Below are 16,857 nucleotides of genomic sequence, written 5' to 3' on the forward strand. Positions count from 1 at the left end.
CCTCTGGCCACCCCCTCCGTTCCCCCGCAGCGCAAGGAGCCCCGGAAATGGGAGACACGATCATCGAGTGCGGCAAAGGCCACGTCCGCTGGGGCACTTGGGTCCTCGGTGCCTCTGTGACCACGATCAAACTCGGACCACGCCGGCTGGGCTGGTGCCCGGTCGGCCGGCACGTGTCGCTCCTCCGGCGCACCGACGAATCCCAACTGACGCCGGCTCAGCGCCGCGAACTGTTCGGCGACACATGAGCGAGGTGCGTACGGAGCAGGTCGTCGCCGGCTACCGCCGACGGCCGGTGACCACCCCGCTCGATCTGGCCCTCGCACCGGGCGTCCACGTCCTGCTGGGCCGCAACGGCGCCGGCAAGACCACCCTGATGCGCACGCTCGCCGGCGTTCTTCCCCCTCTGAGCGGGCGCGTCAGCGTGGGCGGTACGGACATCGCCGAGAACCCGGACGTCAAACGACGCATCGGCATGCTCTCGCACCGCGCCGCACTCGCCCCTCAGCTCACCGTCCGGGACAACCTGGACTTCTGGGCCACCGTCCAGGGCCTGACGCCGGGCGAACGGGCGCGGCGCATCGCCGACGCCGCCGAGCGCTTCGACATCGCCGCTCTCCTCGGCCGCCGCACCGCCCGGCTCAGCAGGGGACAGCTCCAGCGGGCCGACCTCGCCCGGCTGCTCCTGACTGACCCTCAGGTGCTGCTCCTGGACGAGCCCCTGACCGGCCTCGACCCGGTCAGCGCGGCCGCCACCAGGGACCTGGTCCGAATCTGGGCCGCGGACCGCACCATCCTGTACTCCACCCACAGCGTGCCCGAAGCGCTGACGCTCGCCTCCGGCATCCTCGTACTCAAGGACGGCGCCATCACCTCCTTGCCCGCCGAAACCGGCAGCAGCCCCGGCTTCGAACTGCGCCGCACGCCCTCCGTCGCCGCCACCCGGAAGGACGGCTGGACACCGGTCGACGTGGGCCCGGACGCCACCATCGGCGACGTCGTCGCCCGGCTCGTCCGCGACGGTGTCACGGTCTGCGACATCCGCTCCGTACGGCCCGACACCGAGACCGCCGTCCACCGGCTCCTGGGCGGTGCGTCATGAACGCGGCACCGCTCGCCCGGGCCCTGGCGTCCCGCACCTGGCGGCACCAGGGGAAGCACATCGTGCTGGTCCCGCTCGGAGCGGGCCTCGCGCTCGTCCTCCTGCTGCTGGTCCTCCCCCAGGTCTACCCCGAGGGCATCCACGGCAGCGTCACCGCGGCCTCCGGCGACCTCGCTTCGGTGACCGGCCTGCACGACGCCACCGGCGCCGCCCTGAGCACCGCCCTGCTCTCGGCCCCCAGCCTGCTGGGCGTCGCCGCCGCGCTGATCACCCTCTCCATCAGCCGGGCCGTCGTCGCCGGGGACCTCACCAGCGGTGTCATGGAAGCGCTGCTCGCCACGCCGCTACGGCTCCGTGCCGTCTTCCTCGCCTACACCGGCACCGCGCTGGCCGCCGCGCTGCTCGCATGGCTGGTCCTGGTCGCGGCGTTCACCGGCCCCGCCTGGATCGCGCTCACCGCGGGCGGTGCCCACGTACACCTGAGCACCGGCTACGCCTTGCTGGGCGTCCTGGTCCCGGCGGGATCCATGCTCTGGGCGGCGTCGGTGACGGTCTTCACGGCCTTCCTCTACCCGGCGGGCCTGCGCGCCACGGCCGGCCTCAACGGCGGGCTCGTCCGGACGGTGGCACTGCTGCCCGCCCTCGGCACCACCCTGGCCGTCACGCTGGTGCCGCGGAAGTACACCGAGGTGACCGCCTGGTACGCGGGCGGATCCCTGACCCTGGCCGCCGTCCTGCTCACCGCCGTTCCCCTCGTCTTCAAGGCGGACCGCGTCCTCGAATGACCCTGCTCGTCCCGAGATATCCTCGGGACGAACGCTGGGGGAGGAACGGCAGTGATACGCGTACTCATCATCGATGACGAGGAATTGTTCCGGACCGGGCTGCGGATGGTGCTGGACTCCGCGGACGACATCGCGGTTGTGGGGGACTGCACGGCGACCGAAGCGCCGTCGGCGATGGACACGAGCGCACCGGACGTCGTGCTGCTCGACATCCGGATGCCCGACCGGGACGGCCTGACCGTCCTCGAAGACCTCAAGAGCCGCCCCGGGGCGCCCCCCGTGCTGATGCTGACGTCCTTCGACAGCGACGCCCACGTGGCCCGGGCCCTGCAGGCCGGCGCGGAGGGCTTCGTACTCAAGGACAGCGACCCCGCCTACCTGGCCGGCGCGGTGCGGGCGGTGGCCGCCGGGGGCGGCGCCCTGTCCCCGTCGATCGCCCGCTCGGTCGTCGGGGGATACGTCTCCTCGCTGGCCGGGGAGCGGGCCGAGAGCGTCACGCAGCCACCGGCGGCCGATGCGGGCGACCGCGTGGCGCAGCTGACACCGCGTGAGCGGGAGGTGCTGGCCCTCCTCGGCGCCGGGCTGTCCAATCGCGAGATTGCCACGGAACTGCACCTCAGCCCCGGTACGGTCAAGGAGCACGTGAGCACCGTGCTGGCCAAGCTCGGTACCGACAACCGGGTGCGCGCCGCCGTCATCGCCTGGCAGTCCGGTCTCGCGGGCGCCACGGCGGACCTCGCGCCCCACGGGCTGTGAGCGCGGCCCCGAAGCCCACCGCCGTCCTCCAGCGGGCCCTGGCCCGCTTCCGGCCGCCGACCTGGCTGGTCGAAGGCGCGCTCGTGCTCCTGGCGGGCAGCGACCTGATGACGCGGCTGGGCCCGAGCACCGAACACCCGGTCACCTTCGGTCTGTCGCTGCTGGCCCTCGCGGCCCTGCCCTGGTGCCGCCGACGGCCCCTGGCGGCCCTGCTCCTGACCCTTCCGGCCCTGGCGGTCGGCGGCATGTGGCTCGCCGCCATGATCGCCCTGGTGCGTGTGGCCGTCGTCGCCTCCGAAGCGACGGCGGCTGTGAGCGCCCTGTGCGTCTCCGTCGCGGCGCTGCTGGACTGGTCCGTGTGCGGCGGCCCGTTCCTCGACGCGGGCAACCGGCTCCGCGAGGAGGTCTACGCCGCCCTGGTGGGCGCGGGCCCCGTGGTCCTGGGCCGGCTCCTGCGCTCCCGGCGGCAGATCGCGGAACAGCTCCTGGAGCTGGAGCGGTGCCGGGACCGCGAGCGGGCGGCGGAGCGCGAGGCCGTGGCGGCCGGGGAACGGGCCGCCCTGGCCCGGGAGATGCACGACGTGGTGGGCCACGAGATGAGCCTGATCGCCGTACGCGCGGCTGCGATGGCGCAGGGCAGCGCCGACCCGGCCGTCCGGACAGAGGCCGAGCTCATCCGCGAGCTCAGCGTCCGGGCCCTGGACGAGGTCCGCCACACCGTCGGCGTCCTCACGACCCCCAGGGCCGAGGACGCCGGCCCGGCGGTGCGCCGGCTGGCCGACATCGCGGCGCTGGCCCGGCGCAGCGGCCTGCCGGTCCGGGCCGTCGTGGAGCCGGGGACCGCGGTCCGCTGGCCCGCCGCCGTGGAACTGGCCGCCTACCGCACCGTGCAGGAAGCCCTGACCAACGTCAGGCGCCACGGCGACCCCGCCCGGCCCGTCGAGGTGCGCGTCGAGTCGGTGGACGACGACACCTGCCTGGTGGTCGAGGTCCGCAGCGGGCGGGGGCCCGCCACGGGACGGCCGGCGGGCGGCCACGGCCTGGCGGGGCTACGCGAACGGGCCCGGCTGCTGGGCGGAGACGTGGTCGCGGGACCGGTTCCCGGTGACGCCTATCTGGTGCGGGCGGCGTTCCCCGCGCCGGGGCACGGGCTGGTGGGATCCGTGGAAGCGGCCTGACGGCGAGCGGGGCCGACAGCGGGCGGGCCTGAGGGCAGACGGTCTGACGGCGGGGGCCTGACAGCGGGCGGCCTGACGGGCTCGCAGGACGCGGTGGGCCGCGTCTCCGGTGCCGGCTGCGAAGCCATCGGCGGGACGGTTCGGCTCCGGTGCCGTGACCGGCACGCGTCTCTCCGGTACCTTGCGCCCTTGTCCACGACCGACAAGAGGTGAGCGATGGGCGCGGCGGCGGCTCCGGCGGGTGCGGGCGGGCTGAAGCGGCGGCTGGGGGTATTCGACGCCGTCATGATCGGCCTGGGGGCGATGCTCGGGGCGGGGATCTTCGCCGCCCTCGGTCCGGCCGCCGCTGCCGCCGGACCCGCTCTGCTGCCCGCCCTGGCCCTGGCCGCGCTCGTCGCGTACTGCAACGCCACCTCCTCGGCACGGCTGGCCGCCCGCTACCCGGCCTCGGGCGGAACCTACGTCTACGGCCGCGAGCGCCTGGGCGACTTCTGGGGCTGCCTGGCCGGCTGGGGGTTCGTCGCGGGCAAGACCGCCTCCTGCGCGGCCATGGCCCTGACCGCCGGCTCCTACGCGTGGCCCGGACACGCCCATGCGGTGGCCGCGGCGGCCGTCGTGGCCCTGACGGCGGTCGACTACACCGGGGTGCAGAAGTCCGCCCGGCTGACCCGCGCGATCGTCGCCGCCGTCCTGGCCGTCCTGGCGGCGGTGGTCACCGCCTGCCTGACCGGCGGAGCGGCCGGGGCCGGCCGGCTGCACATCGCCGCGGGCGCCGGTGCGGGCGGCGTGCTGCAGGCGGCCGGGCTGCTGTTCTTCGCGTTCGCCGGGTACGCCCGCATCGCCACGCTCGGCGAGGAGGTGCGCGACCCCGCCCGCACCATCCCCCGCGCGGTCCCGCTCGCCCTGGGCATCACCCTCGTGGTGTACGCGGCCGTCGCCGCCGCGGTGCTGGCCGTGCTCGGACCCGGCCGGCTCGCCGAGGCCGGCGCACCGCTGGCGGAGGCCGTGCGCGCGTCCGGAGCACCCGCCCTGGTGCCCGTCGTCCGCGCCGGTGCGGCCGTCGCCGCGCTCGGCTCCCTGCTCGCCCTCATCCTGGGCGTCTCCCGCACGGCCCTCGCCATGGCCCGCGACCACCGGCTGCCGCACGCCCTGGCCGCCGTCCACCCCCGCTTCGGCGTCCCGCACCGCGCCGAACTCGCCGTCGGGGCCGTCGTCGCCGTGCTCGCCGCCACCGTCGACGTACGGGGCGCGATCGGCTTCTCCTCGTTCGCCGTCCTGGCCTACTACGCCGTCGCCAACGCCGCCGCGTGGACGCTCACCCCGGAGGAAGGGCGCCCGCCGAGGGCCGTGCCGATCACCGGCCTGACCGGCTGCGCGGCCCTGGCGTTCGCCCTGCCCGCGACCTCGGTCGTGGCCGGATCCGCGGTCCTCGCGGCGGGAGCGGCCGCCTACGGCCTCCACAGGACCGTCTCCGAACGGAATTCCGACCGGCCGAGTCGGTGAACTCCCCGCGGTTCAGGGGCTGTTGGTGCCAGACTGCCGCACGCAGCCCCGGCCGGTGAGCCTCGGCGGGGCGGGAGAACGGGGGAAACACCGTGACGCGTCGCACTGTGAAACGCTCGGCGGCCGGCAAGGCCCGTAGCGCGGGCAAAGGTGCTGCAACAGGCAAAGGCGGGAGGGCCCGTAGGGCGTGGAGGGCACGCAAGGAGGCCCTCCTGACCCGCTTCAAGGCCCTTCCGGTCGCAGGGAAGGCCGTGGTCCTCGCCGGACTGGCGGTAGGCGGATTCTTCGCCGCGAAGTTCATCCTCACCCTGGTCCTCGGCCTCCTCTTCATGGCGTTCAGCATCGTCGCGATCCTGTGCTTCCCGCTCATGCTCATCGGGGGCCTCGCGCGCGGCGGTGACGGGAAGCGGGACGGCTTCGACTACGACAAGTGGTGCGAGGAGAACGACGGCCGCGGCCGCTGGCACTCCGACAGCGGCGTGCCGTTCTGAGCGACGGCGCTGGGTGAGGCAGAGGTCGGGTGCCGGCGGACTTGCGCGGCTAACGTCGTTAGCTTTACGCTTCATGCGTCAGGCTAACAGCGTTAGCCCCCTTGTTTGCCGCCACCGCCCGGAGTCCGCCATGCATACCGTCCGCACCTGCATCGACATCGCCGCTCCCGCCTCCCGGGTGTGGCAGGTGCTCACCGACTTCGACGCCTATCCGCAGTGGAACCCCTTCCTGGTCAGCGTCAAGGGCAGGCCCGTGGAGGGCGCCGTGCTGGAGAGCGTCATCGTCAACAACGGCTCCGCCATGCGCTTCCGCCCCACCGTCCGTGCAGCCGTACCCGGGCGGGAACTGCGCTGGCTCGGGCGGCTCGGGGTGCCCGGACTCCTCGACGGGGAGCACTCCTTCCTCATCGAAGAGACCGGGCCCGCCGGCGTGCGGTTCACCCATGCCGAGTCCTTCACCGGCGTCCTCGTGGCCGTACCCTTCATACGTCGCAAGATCGACGTCCATGACGCGTTCGCGGCCATGAACACCGCCCTCAAGCAGCGAGCAGAGCAGCAGTGAACGCCGACCGGCAGCCCGTCCGCACCCTACGCACCCCCCGTGCGGCCCAGATCGTCGCCGCCGCCCGCGACCTGCTCGAAGAGCGCGGCCGCGACGAACTCACCATGCGCGCCCTCGCCGAGAGTCTCGGCATCCGAGCACCCTCCCTCTACAAGCACTTCCGCAACAAGGAAGCCGTGGAGGCGGCCCTCACCGAGGACGGGCTCGCCGAGATGGGCGCCGCCCTGTACGCCGCCTTGCGCAAGGCGCCGGAAGTCGAGCGCGTACCGGCCCTCCTGGCCGCCTACCGGCGGCACGCGCTCGCCCACCAGGGTCTGTACCGTCTGGCCACCACCGGCACCCTGCCGCGCGCGGCCCTGCCCGACGGACTGGAGGAGTGGGCGGGCACCCCCTTCTATCTCGCCACCGAGGACCCGCACCGCGCCCAGGCTCTGTGGTCGTACGCCCACGGAATGGTCGTCCTCGAACTCGACGGGCGCTACCCCGACGGTTCCGACCTCGACCTCACCTGGCAGGCGGGCGCCCTCGCCTTCAAGAACCGCTGAAGCGTGCCGCTGCGCCGCGGGTGAGGGCTTGGTGAGCGTCAGGACTCTTTGAGCGTCAGGGCTTCCGGAATCGCGGCGAACGCGGTGCCGAGTTCGGCGGCGAAGGCGCTCCGGTCCGGGGCGCCGGGGAGGGACACCCACGTCTCCAGCGCGTACCGGAAGGCGGCGACGAGGAAGTCCAGGGCCAGCCGCAGGCGCAACTCGTCGCGGGGGTCTTCGAGGCGGAGCCCGTTCCGGAGGGTCTCGGTCGCGCTGCGGGCCGTGCGGTCGCAGAAGTGCAGGCCGTGGGCGTCCATGGACGGCGTCTCGGCGGCCAGGCGGCGGCTGAGGCGGACGCGTCGCGCCCACCCCTCGTCGGTCATCCGGTCCAGCGCGGCGAACACGGATGCCTGCAGCATCTCCAGGACCGTTCCGCCTGCCGGTTCGCGGGTCTCCAGGTCGCTGAGGAACGCCGCCCACAGGTCCTGGGTCGGCGCCATCGCCACGTCTTCCTTGCTGGTGAAGTTGCGGAAGAACGTGCGCTTGGAGACCTCGACCGCGTCGCACAGTTCATCCAGCGTCACCCCGTCGAAGCCCCGCTCCGTGAACAGCTCAAGGGCGGTGTCGATCAGCGCCTGACGGGTGCGCAACTTCTTGCGCTCGCGCAGCGGCAGGCGCTCGGCACGGGCTTCGGCTGCTCCGTGTGCGTCGGGGGCTTGGTGTGCGTCGGTGGTGGCCATCACCGCCAGTGTAGCGAGGGCGCTAATGCCGCCTGTAGGCTAATGCCACTGAGTGGCACAATTGATTCCGGAAGGGCTGATCCGCCATGCGCGCACTCCTCGTCGATCCCGCCGCCCCCGGCCGCCTGCGCCTGGGCGAGGCGCCGGACCCCGAACCCGCCCCCCACCAAGCCCTCGTCCGCGTCGCGGCGACCTCGCTCAACTTCGGCGAGGTCAAACACGGCCTGGCCGAGGCGCCCGCCGGGACCGTGCTCGGCTGGGACGCCGCCGGTGTCGTGGAACGCGCCGCGGCCGACGGGTCCGGCCCCGCGGCCGGCACCCCCGTGGTCACGCTCGCCCCCGACGGGGCCTGGGCCGAGCTGCGTGCGGTCGACACCGACCTCATCGGCACCGTTCCCGTCGGCGCCGACCTCGGCGCCGTCAGCACCGTCCCCGTCGCCGGCGCCAGCGCCCTGCGCGCTCTGCAGCGAATCGGCCCGATCCTCGGCAAGCGCGTCCTGATCACCGGTGCCACCGGGGGAGTCGGCCGGTACGCGGTCCAGCTCGCCCGCCGTGGCGGAGCCCACGTCATCGCCTCCAGCGGCGACCCCCGCACGCACGGCGACGGCCTGCGGGCCCTCGGCGCGCACGAGGTCGTGACGGGCCCCGAAGCGCTCGCCGAACCGGTGCACGGAATCATCGACATGGTCGGCGGACGACACCTGGTCGAGGGCTACGCCCGCCTCGCCGACCACGGCACCCTCGTCTCGGTGGGCCGCGCCGCCGAGGCGCCCGACACGTTCCCGGCCGGTGCCTTCAGGGGCGCGCCCACCGGCCACGACCGCGCACTGGTCAGCTTCTTCCTCCTGGGCTGCACGGGACTCGGCCCCGACCTGACCCTGCTGGCCGGGCTCGTCGCCTCCGGGGAACTCGACGCACAGATCGCCTGGCGGGGTCCGTGGGAAGCGGCCGTCGACGCCGCCGGCCTGCTCCTCGAGCGCCGCCTGCACGGCAAGGCGGTCGTGGACCTCTCCTGAACCGCCGGTTACTTCGGCTGCGGCACCGCCACGGACGCCCGTACGTGATGCAGGTGCACCACGACGTCGAAGGCGCGTCCGAGGGCGAGCGGCGGCGTCGGGCTGTTGGGGTAGCGCCCGGGGACGACGAACGTCGGGCGCTCCGTGTTGAGCCAGTCCTTGACGACCGGGTCCCGGCCGGCCGCGCGCAGGTCGACGTAGAAGTCGCGGTGGCGCACCTTGTCGAGGGTGTGCTCGTTGCTGCCGGGTGCGGCCGGGCCGACGCTGTACGTTCCCGACTCGCCCGTCGCCGTCTTGGCGCGGTAGTCGCCGCCGTAGAAGGAGGTGCCGACGGCGAGGTAGTCGCGGCCGGCGAGCTCGCGCAGGTCCGCGCCCATCGTCACCGGGTAGTACTCGGGCACCGCGGACTCGTAGGCGACGTGCCCGTTGTGGCCCGAGACCACGAGCCGCTCGCCGGTCTGCCGCTGCCACCATACGGAGGTCTCCGCCATGACCCGGTCGCGCCGGCGGCTCGCGGCCTTCGCCTGGGCCGGGTCGCTCCAGTCCGTGGTGTACTCCGTGGCCATGTGCGAGATGACCAGGGCCTCCTGCAGCACCCAGGGGTCCCGCTTCCCGGCCTCGGCGAGCAGCTGGTACGCGGCTGCCGCGTCCTTCTCGATCGCCTTGCGCTCGGCGAGCGGCAGGGCGTTGTACGCCGCCATGCGCGCGGCCACCCCGGTGGGCAGGGCGCGCAGCGCGGCGTAGTGACGGCGGAGCCGGGGCGCGAGGGCGGGCTCGTTGTCCTCCGCCCAGGTGAGGATGCGGTCGTACTGCTCCGGGTCGGCGTCGGAGAAGTCCAGGCCCACGACCCGGACCTTGTGCGAGGCGGTGCGGTTGTGCTCCCGCATCCAGTCGAAGAGCCGGGCGAGTTCCTCCGTGTCGAGCAGCGAGTACCCGTCCTGGAACTCGTCGTGCATGATCTGCCGCACGTCGCCCTTGCCGCTGAGGATGTACGCGTTCAGCCGCGTGGCCGCCGACCAGCTGATCTCCATGGCGTAGGAGGAGAAGCCCTCGCGCTGGACCAGGTGCCGGAACAGGCGGTCCTTCACCGTGAACAGTTCCTTCGAACCGTGCGAGGCCTCGCCGAAGCCGACGATGGACGCGCCCCGGGTCATCCGGCCGAACGCCGCCAGGTCACCCGTCGGCCCGCCGGGCTCGGCGGTCCGCAGCGGGTGGGCGTACCGCTCCAGGCCGGCGACCACGTCGCGGTCCGAAGAGGCGGTGCGGGCGGGCGCCTGCCCGGTGGGGGAGGCGGCCGCGGCCGCGCCGACGGCGGCCGGGCCCAGGAGGGCGGTGAAGGCGAGCGCGAGGGCCGCTGCCGGCGCTATGGAACGGCGCAGTGATGCGTGTGTCATGCAGGGAAGTTAACCATCACGGAAGTTAACCAACCGTCACGTGCGTAACACGGGTAACGCCCGCCATCCCCGGCGGGTCAGTCGCCGATGCCCGCCGCACGCAGCCGCCGGTGCACCTCGTCCCAGGAGGGGTCGACCGGAGCGGCGAGTTCCGGCTCGCCCACCCCGCGGTCCTTGAAGCCGCTGGACGTGGAGATGCACACGACGGGCCCCTCCCGCTCCGCCTCCTGCCCCGCACTGCGCAGACCGGCCAGCCCCGCCGCGGCCGAGAGCTCCGCCCACAGGCCCTGCCCGGCCAGCTCCGCCTGGGCCGCCCTCATCTGCTCGTCGCTGACCAGCAGCGAACTGCCCCCGCTCCCGCGCACGGCCAGCACGCCGCGGACGCTGCCGACCGGACAGTCGATGCCGTACGCGTCCGTCTCGCCGACGTCGACCCGGGCGGCGGGGACGCCCTGGCGCAGGGCGGCGTGGAGCGGGCCGCCGAGAGCGGGCTCGCAGGCGTGGATGCGCGGGACGCTGTCCGCGAGACCGAGCCGCTGCAGTTCCGTGAAGCCCTTCCAGACGCCGAAGAGCAACTCGCCGTAGCCGGTGGGCACGTACACCGCCGAGGGCACGCCGAGGTCGGCGAAGATCTCGTACGCGACGGTCTTGTAGCCCTCGGCGCCGAAGGGATGGCCGGTGTGGGTCACCGCGAGGTTGCTCACCGGATGCAGGCCCGTGCGCTCGACGATGAGCCGCATCAGCGGCCAGCGGTCGGCGGCCGGCACGGGCAGGACCACCGCCCCGTAGGCGTTCAGGAAGGAAGCGACCGCGGGCGGCATGTCCGAGGACGCGAGGACGACGCAGCGCAGCCCGGCCCGCGCCGCGTACGCCGCGGCCGAGGCGCCGTGGTTTCCGGAGGAGGCGACGACGATGCCGCTCGCCCCGACGCCTACGGCGGCGCCGGCAGTGACCCGGTTGAGCCGGTCCTTGTGGCTCCAGGTGGGGTTGCGGGACTCGTCCTTGACGAAGACCCCGTCGCCGAGGTCGATCAGCGGAGTGCCGCCCTCCCCGAGCCCGGGAGCGAGCAGCGGGGGCAGCAGCGGCGCCCACCGGTCGTGCCCCGCACTGCGGCCGCGCCCGGCCTCGGTGAACAACGCCGGGCTCGCCTTGTCGTACGCGTAGTCCACCTCGAGCGGGTGGGCGATCGTGTCGGTGCTCGTGGTGGGGCATCCGGCCACCAGCGGCGGCCACAGCGGGTGGCGGACCTCCGGGTCGCCCAGGGACCGTTGACCGGTGGCTAGCGATTCTCCTGAAGTCATCGTCGTGGTCATGACGGGGAGTCTAGAAGCCGTCCGGCGCGACGGGGCGTGCCGGATCAGGACCCGGGTACTGTCCGACGGGCAGCCCTGTCCCCAGTTCGGTCCTCAGCTCGGTCCTCAGCTCTGTCCTCAGCCGTGCGGCAGCAGCGCCGGGGCCAGCTCCCGCCACTGCGGCATCGGCAGCGCCGCCGGGTCGGCCGTCAGCACCTGCAGGCAGACGTGGTCGGCGCCGGCGTCGAGATGGCGGCGGACGCGTTCACGCACCGCGTCGACGTCCCCGTAGGCGGTGATGGCGTCGACCAGCCGCCTGCTCGGGCCGCCGCTGATGTCGTCGTCGCCGAAGCCGAGGCGGCGCACGTTGGCCTCCTGATGGGGTGCCGAGGAGACGTATCCGGCGACGTGCGCGGTGGCCAGTTCGCGAGCCCGCGCGCGGTCGGTGTCCAGGACGACGGCCTGCTCGACGCCGAGGAAGGCATCCGGGCCCATGATCTCGCGGGCCATGGCGGTGTGTTCGGCCGACACGAAGTACGGGTGGGCGCCCCAGGTGCGTTCCCCGGCGAGCCGCAGCATCTTCGGGCCCAGCGCGGCCAGTACCCGGCGCGGGGCCGGGTCGGGGACGGGCCCGTGGGCCGGGACCGCGTCCATCGCGTCCAGATATCCGCGCATGGTGGTCACCGCCCGGCCCCGGGCCGGCATCGGGTAGCCGTCGTGGTGGTGGACCGTGTCGTCGACCCGGTGCCCGCCCAGCCCCAGCAGATAGCGCCCGGGGAACGCCTCGCCGAGGGTGCGCTCCGCGGTCGCCATGGCGATGGGGTCCCGGAAGGCGATGTTGGCGATCCCCGAGGCGATCACGATGCGCCGGGTTGCCGACAGCAGGAGCCAGCCCTGCCCCACGGTGTCGCGACCGAACGCCTCCCCGTACCAGATGGCCCCGTAGCCCAACTCCTCGACCTCCGCGGCGGCTTCGCGCACCCGCCCGGCGGGCTGCCCCTCGAAGGCGAAGGTCCAGATCCCGACCCGGCCCGGCTCACCCCGTGTGTCGCGCGTCATCGCATGCCTCCCCTTGAACGTACCGGAGAACCTCTCCGTTTCGGTTTCGGTACGATACGGAGAAGCTCTCCGTTTGGCTACCCCGGCCCGGCCGCGATGCGAGCGGCGGGGGAGGAGGAACGATGACGACCGCGAACGACCGGCCCCGGGCCGAGGTGCCGCGACGCTCGGACGCGCGCCGCAACCGCGAGCGCCTGGTCGCCGCCGCCCGTGCGGTCTTCGCCGAGTCCGGGCCCGAGGCATCGCTCAACGAGATCGCCCAGCGCGCGGGCGTGGGCCCCGGGACCCTCTACCGGCACTTCCCCCACCGCAAGACCCTGCTGGCGGCGGTGCTCAGGGACCGGATCGATACGCTCTGCGGGCATGCCGAGCGGCTGCTGACCGCCGACTCCGCCGACTCCGCCGACTCCGCCGACTCCGCAGACTCCGCAGACTCCGCGGACTCTGCCGACTCTGCCGACCAGGCGCTCGCCGAGTGGCTGCACGCCTTCCTGGAGCACGCCCGGGTCAACCAGGGGCTGGGCGGTTCGCTGCTGCTCGACGAACCGGAGACGCTGGGCGTGGACTGCCACCGGCGGATCGAGGACGCGGCCGCCGCACTGCTCGTCCGGGCTCAGCACGCGGGAACCGCCCGGGGCGATCTGGCCCCCGGTGACCTGGTCCAGCTGGTGGTCGGGGTCGCGCTGGCCACGGTCCGCGGCGAGGATGCCGCCCAGGCCGGACGGCTGCTCGGGCTGGTCCTCGACGCGGTGTACGCGGGGCCCCGTCCTGCGGGTGGCTGACCGCCGACGGGGCGTCACCGGCGGGACGTGGCCGAGATCGGCCGCCGGGGAGGAAACGGCCTTGCCTTCGTGATCACAACGGGGCTGGGATGGGTACATGACGACCGAAGACCGGCGAACGCCGCGTGCCGTGCGACACGGGGTGACCGTGAGCGCCCTGGCGCTGCTGGCGAGCGCACTCGCCCCCACCGCATCACACGCCCACGCCTCCACGGCCGGCGTCTCAACGGCAGCCGCCCCCGGGCCCTTACCGTCCGCCACCCCCGTCGCCTGGAAGCCGTGCAGCGAGGGATCCTCCGTGCAATGCGGCACGGTACGCGTCCCGCTGGACTGGAAGGAGCCGGCGGGAAGGAAGATCGACGTCAAGGTCGCCCGGGTCCCGGCGCGCGACCGGGCGCACCGCGTCGGCGCGCTGTTCTTCAACCCCGGCGGCCCCGGCGGACAGGGCGCGACGATGCTCCAGTACGGCGCCGCTGACACCCTGTTCCGCGGCCCGCTGCGGGAACGCTTCGACATCGTGAGCCTCGACCCCCGGGGCACCGGCGGCAGCCAGGCCCTCGACTGCGGCCCCGTCCTCGACCCCGGCCAGGTGGTCTTCCCCAAGAGCCCGCGCGAGTACGAGCAGATGAGGCGCAGCAGCCGCGCCCGCGGCGAACGCTGCCTCGCCCGGCACGGTGACCTCGTCCGGAACGTCGACACCGTCTCCGTCGCCCGCGACGTGGACGCCTTCCGGGCCGCGCTGGGCGAACAGCGCATCAACTACCTCGGCGTGTCCTACGGCACCTTCCTCGGCGCGACCTACGCCCAGCTGTTCCCGCACCGGATCCGGGCCATGGTGCTCGACGGACCCGTCGACCACGCCTCGGGCCCGTCGCGCTTCCTGCGTGAGGAAGCCGCGGCCATGGAGGGCGAGTTCAACCGCTTCGTCGCCTGGTGCGCCGAGGACACCGCGTGCGCACTGCACGGCGAGGACGCGGGCGCCGTGTACGACCGGGTCGTGGCGCGAGCCGACCGCACCCCGATCCCGGTGCCCGGAGGGAAGGTCGCGGCCGTCAACGGCGACTGGATCCGCATGGCCCTGCCCGAGCAGCTCCTGCGGCTGCGCCTGATCGAGGACAGCGTGGGCGTGAACGCCTGGGTGAAACTGTCCGAGCGGCTGGCCGCCGCGGACCGTCGCAACGACGCCTCAGGCCTCGTCGAGGGCGGAAGTTACGTCGGCAACCCCGACAGCCCGTACACGGTCGTGTCCTGCCTGGACTTCCCGCCGCAGTTCACCGGCTACGCCGACGCCGCGACCCGGCTGCGGCAGGCCCGCAAGGCCGCCCCGCGCACGGGCGCGGCCGCAGAGGCGTGGATCATGTCCGCGTCCTGCGCGGACTGGCCCGTCAAGGCGACCAACCCGTGGCAGCCGACCACCGTACGCGGCGCCCCGCCGATCCTCGTCGCCGCCAACACCCACGACCCGGCGACACCGCTCCCCGCCGCCCGCCGCCTGGCCGCCCGGATCGACGGCAGCCGGCTGCTGGTGACCGACGTGAACGGGCACGTCTCGTACTACAACTCCGCCTGCGCGCGGGAACGGGAGGCCGCGTACCTGATCAGCACCGAGCTGCCGGAACAGCTCACCTGCCGGGGCTGAGCGTTCCCCGGGCGTCCTCCTGCCGCCCCGGTGGCTCCACCCGTCTGCGGTATCCAAAGTCGTGGGGCCGGGAAACCGCTGCTCTGATGGACACGTGTGGGCACGTAACCGTGGACCCGTGGAACTGTGGACCCGTGTATCCGAGGGGCAGGAGGCACAGCATGACCGGTGGCCGACGTGAGGACGAGTCCGGTAGGACCGCCCGGGGGGAGCGGACACCCGGGCCCGGGCGGGCAGCGGATTCCGCTTCGCGTGAGGACGCGATGAACAGACGCCTGGCCGACTGGGAAGAAGAGGGCGGCGCCCTGCCCGACCCACAGCGCCGTTCGCCGAAGCCCGCGCACCACACCGGCCGCTGACGGGCCCTGGACGTACCTGCAGGGCAGTGACGTGGCAGCGAACCGGCCCCTGGTGGCGTTCGGTGCTGTCCATGCTGAGCGGGCGGGCGCCGCCGCGGCCGGTCAGACGAAGCCGGGAGCCGGCGGCTACGGTTCGCGCCGCAGCGGCGCTGTCACCGTCACCGTCACGTAGGGCATCGTGAAGCCGCCGCCCATCGCGTCGATCGCGGCTCCGGTGCTCTCCAGCACCTGTGCCAGCTCATCCGGGGGAAGCCGGGTGAAGGCACCCTGCGTGGGGATCTGGTCCAGCCATGCCTCCCGCGTGTAGGCGTGCTCCCAGTCGAACCGCCACTGTTCCGGCTCGCCGAAGCCGCCCGCCTTCCGGATTCCGTCGGCGGCCTTCGCGGACAGGGCCTGGTACCCGTCCAAGGGGGACTTCGCCATCGCTCTCACGTCGAACGGGGAGCCGGGCGCCACCCGTTGGTAGGCCGCGGCCATGGCCTCGGCCACCTCGGGCGGGACCCGCGGCACGTTCCAGAACGCCGCCAGCCGGCCGCCGGGCCGCAGCACCTGCGCGGCCTTGGCCGCACCTGCGACCGGGTCCACCCAGTGCCAGGCCTGGCCGGCGACGACCGCGTCGAACCGCCGGCCGGCCGGTTCCCAGGCCTCGAACGTCGCCACGTCGACGTCGAGCCCCGACTGCCGCGCCAGGCCGGCCATCCGGGGGTCGGGCTCGACGCCGAGTACGGTGCAGCCGGCCGCCCGGAACTGCCGGGCGGCGATGCCGGTACCGCAGCCGACGTCGAGGACGTCGAGGACGTCGAGGATCTCGGGGGCGCCGACGCCGGCGCCGGCGGCAGTGATCCGCTCCACGACGGCGTCGGGGTAGCGGGGCCGGGCCCGGTCGTAGCGCCCGGCGTCCGAGCCGAACGACTCAGCCGCTCGACGGAACTCATGAGGATCGCGCTCGGAAGGATGGTCAGAAGGTAAAGTGGGCATGCGCCCACTATGGTGGGCGCATGCCCACTCGTCAACGTCAGGGTCAATGCCGACGTCAACGAGCGGGCCGGGAAGCGGGATCGAGAAAGGGACGGATCGCGGTATGCCGACAGGTGTGGCCATGCGCGACGCGCGAGAGCAATTGTTCGATGCCGCCGAGCGCGTCCTTCTGCGGGACGGCCCTCACGCCCTGACCAGCCGGGCCGTCACCACGGAGGCGGGCTGCGCCAAGGGCGTCCTCCACCGGCATTTCACCGACTTCGACGCCTTCCTCGCCGATCTCGTGCAGGACCGCATCGCCCGGATCCACGACCATGCCACCGCCCTGCGCGCCGCCGCCGGCACGGGAACCGTCGCCGGCAACCTCACCGGCGCGCTGACCGACCTGTTCGGCTCGGTCGCCGTGGCGATCGTCGCGCTCGTCACCTTCCGCGACGACCTGCGCGCCCGGCTGCGCCGGACGACCCCCTCCGGCGTTCCGCTCCTGACGGAAGCCACGGCCATGCTCGCCTCGTACCTGGCCGCCGAACGCGGCCTGGGCCGCATCGCGCCCGACGCGGACGTCGACGCCCTCGCCCCCACCCTGATCGGCGCCGGTCACCTGCTGTTCGCCGACCGGAAGACCACCCCGCCGGACACCGAAGCCGTCCACGCGATCGTGACCTCGGTCATCGCCGGGGCGGTGCGAGGCTGAGGA

The 16,857-nt window shown here is 73.7% G+C and carries 18 protein-coding genes; 13 read left to right on the top strand and 5 right to left on the bottom strand.

Annotated features, from left to right (window positions below):
• The first annotated feature begins 47 nt into the window (after positions 1-47).
• From ACSNOG_RS07635 to ACSNOG_RS07675, 9 genes are all read left to right on the top strand, one after another.
• The gene (locus tag ACSNOG_RS07635) at positions 48-248 is read left to right on the top strand and encodes a hypothetical protein (RefSeq protein ID WP_436751777.1); all 201 of its coding nucleotides are present in this window, start codon (positions 48-50) and stop codon (positions 246-248) included.
• Complete coding sequence (locus ACSNOG_RS07640) at positions 245-1,102, top strand: ABC transporter ATP-binding protein (protein WP_436751778.1); 858 nt, start codon at positions 245-247, stop codon at positions 1,100-1,102. Before ACSNOG_RS07635 ends, ACSNOG_RS07640 begins: the two co-directional genes overlap by 4 nt.
• Complete coding sequence (locus ACSNOG_RS07645) at positions 1,099-1,887, top strand: hypothetical protein (RefSeq protein ID WP_436751779.1); 789 nt, start codon at positions 1,099-1,101, stop codon at positions 1,885-1,887. The genes ACSNOG_RS07640 and ACSNOG_RS07645 overlap by 4 nt, the downstream gene beginning before the upstream one ends.
• Positions 1,888-1,938: 51 nt before the next feature.
• A complete protein-coding gene (locus ACSNOG_RS07650) occupies positions 1,939-2,643 on the top strand; it encodes a response regulator (RefSeq protein WP_436751780.1) in 705 nt (234 codons plus the stop codon).
• Positions 2,640-3,821: a sensor histidine kinase gene (locus ACSNOG_RS07655; protein WP_436751781.1), complete on the top strand. Its 1,182-nt coding sequence runs from the start codon at positions 2,640-2,642 to the stop codon at positions 3,819-3,821. The genes ACSNOG_RS07650 and ACSNOG_RS07655 overlap by 4 nt, the downstream gene beginning before the upstream one ends.
• Positions 3,822-4,037: 216 nt before the next feature.
• Positions 4,038-5,324 (top strand): APC family permease, encoded by a 1,287-nt coding sequence (locus ACSNOG_RS07660; protein WP_436751782.1) that lies wholly within the window; start codon positions 4,038-4,040, stop codon positions 5,322-5,324.
• A gap of 251 nt (positions 5,325-5,575) precedes the next feature.
• Complete coding sequence (locus ACSNOG_RS07665; RefSeq protein WP_436751783.1) at positions 5,576-5,815, top strand: hypothetical protein; 240 nt, start codon at positions 5,576-5,578, stop codon at positions 5,813-5,815.
• Between the two features lie 130 nt (positions 5,816-5,945).
• The gene (locus ACSNOG_RS07670; RefSeq protein WP_436751784.1) at positions 5,946-6,377 is read left to right on the top strand and encodes an SRPBCC family protein; all 432 of its coding nucleotides are present in this window, start codon (positions 5,946-5,948) and stop codon (positions 6,375-6,377) included.
• Positions 6,374-6,922 carry a TetR/AcrR family transcriptional regulator gene (locus tag ACSNOG_RS07675; RefSeq protein WP_436751785.1) on the top strand — a complete coding sequence of 183 codons (549 nt, stop codon included), beginning with the start codon at positions 6,374-6,376 and terminating at the stop codon, positions 6,920-6,922. Before ACSNOG_RS07670 ends, ACSNOG_RS07675 begins: the two co-directional genes overlap by 4 nt.
• Before the next feature lie 38 nt (positions 6,923-6,960).
• On the opposite strand, the gene ACSNOG_RS07680 is transcribed toward ACSNOG_RS07675, so the two are convergent.
• Entirely contained in the window at positions 6,961-7,641 is a 681-nt protein-coding gene (locus ACSNOG_RS07680; RefSeq protein WP_436751786.1) for a TetR/AcrR family transcriptional regulator, read from the bottom strand.
• A gap of 86 nt (positions 7,642-7,727) precedes the next feature.
• Between ACSNOG_RS07680 and ACSNOG_RS07685 the strand changes: the two genes are divergently transcribed.
• Positions 7,728-8,657, top strand: a complete 930-nt coding sequence (locus tag ACSNOG_RS07685) for a zinc-binding dehydrogenase (protein WP_436751787.1) — start codon at positions 7,728-7,730, stop codon at positions 8,655-8,657.
• 8 nt (positions 8,658-8,665) lie between these two features.
• On the opposite strand, the gene ACSNOG_RS07690 is transcribed toward ACSNOG_RS07685, so the two are convergent.
• The 3 genes from ACSNOG_RS07690 to ACSNOG_RS07700 all read right to left on the bottom strand — a co-directional run bounded on the left by ACSNOG_RS07690 (position 8,666) and on the right by ACSNOG_RS07700 (position 12,402).
• Positions 8,666-10,051, bottom strand: coding sequence for an erythromycin esterase family protein (locus tag ACSNOG_RS07690; RefSeq protein WP_436751788.1), 1,386 nt, complete (start codon positions 10,049-10,051; stop codon positions 8,666-8,668).
• Positions 10,052-10,128: 77 nt separating this feature from the next.
• Complete coding sequence (locus tag ACSNOG_RS07695; RefSeq protein ID WP_436751789.1) at positions 10,129-11,364, bottom strand: threonine synthase; 1,236 nt, start codon at positions 11,362-11,364, stop codon at positions 10,129-10,131.
• Positions 11,365-11,481: 117 nt separating this feature from the next.
• Positions 11,482-12,402 carry a TIGR03620 family F420-dependent LLM class oxidoreductase gene (locus ACSNOG_RS07700; RefSeq protein WP_436751790.1) on the bottom strand — a complete coding sequence of 307 codons (921 nt, stop codon included), beginning with the start codon at positions 12,400-12,402 and terminating at the stop codon, positions 11,482-11,484.
• A 122-nt stretch (positions 12,403-12,524) separates the two neighbouring features.
• Here ACSNOG_RS07700 and ACSNOG_RS07705 point away from each other — a divergent pair, with 122 nt between their 5' ends.
• Positions 12,525-13,184 carry a TetR/AcrR family transcriptional regulator gene (locus ACSNOG_RS07705; RefSeq protein WP_436751791.1) on the top strand — a complete coding sequence of 220 codons (660 nt, stop codon included), beginning with the start codon at positions 12,525-12,527 and terminating at the stop codon, positions 13,182-13,184.
• A 298-nt stretch (positions 13,185-13,482) separates the two neighbouring features.
• Positions 13,483-14,823 (top strand): alpha/beta hydrolase, encoded by a 1,341-nt coding sequence (locus tag ACSNOG_RS07710; protein ID WP_436751792.1) that lies wholly within the window; start codon positions 13,483-13,485, stop codon positions 14,821-14,823.
• 485 nt (positions 14,824-15,308) lie between these two features.
• Here ACSNOG_RS07710 and ACSNOG_RS07715 read toward each other — a convergent pair whose 3' ends face one another.
• Positions 15,309-16,160 (bottom strand): class I SAM-dependent methyltransferase, encoded by an 852-nt coding sequence (locus ACSNOG_RS07715; protein ID WP_436751793.1) that lies wholly within the window; start codon positions 16,158-16,160, stop codon positions 15,309-15,311.
• Positions 16,161-16,263: 103 nt separating this feature from the next.
• On the opposite strand from ACSNOG_RS07715, the gene ACSNOG_RS07720 reads away from it, so the two are divergent.
• Positions 16,264-16,854 carry a TetR/AcrR family transcriptional regulator gene (locus ACSNOG_RS07720; protein WP_436751794.1) on the top strand — a complete coding sequence of 197 codons (591 nt, stop codon included), beginning with the start codon at positions 16,264-16,266 and terminating at the stop codon, positions 16,852-16,854.
• Positions 16,855-16,857: the final 3 nt, after the last annotated feature.

This window comes from Streptomyces sp. URMC 124, assembly GCF_051386455.1.
Lineage (GTDB): Bacteria > Actinomycetota > Actinomycetes > Streptomycetales > Streptomycetaceae > Streptomyces.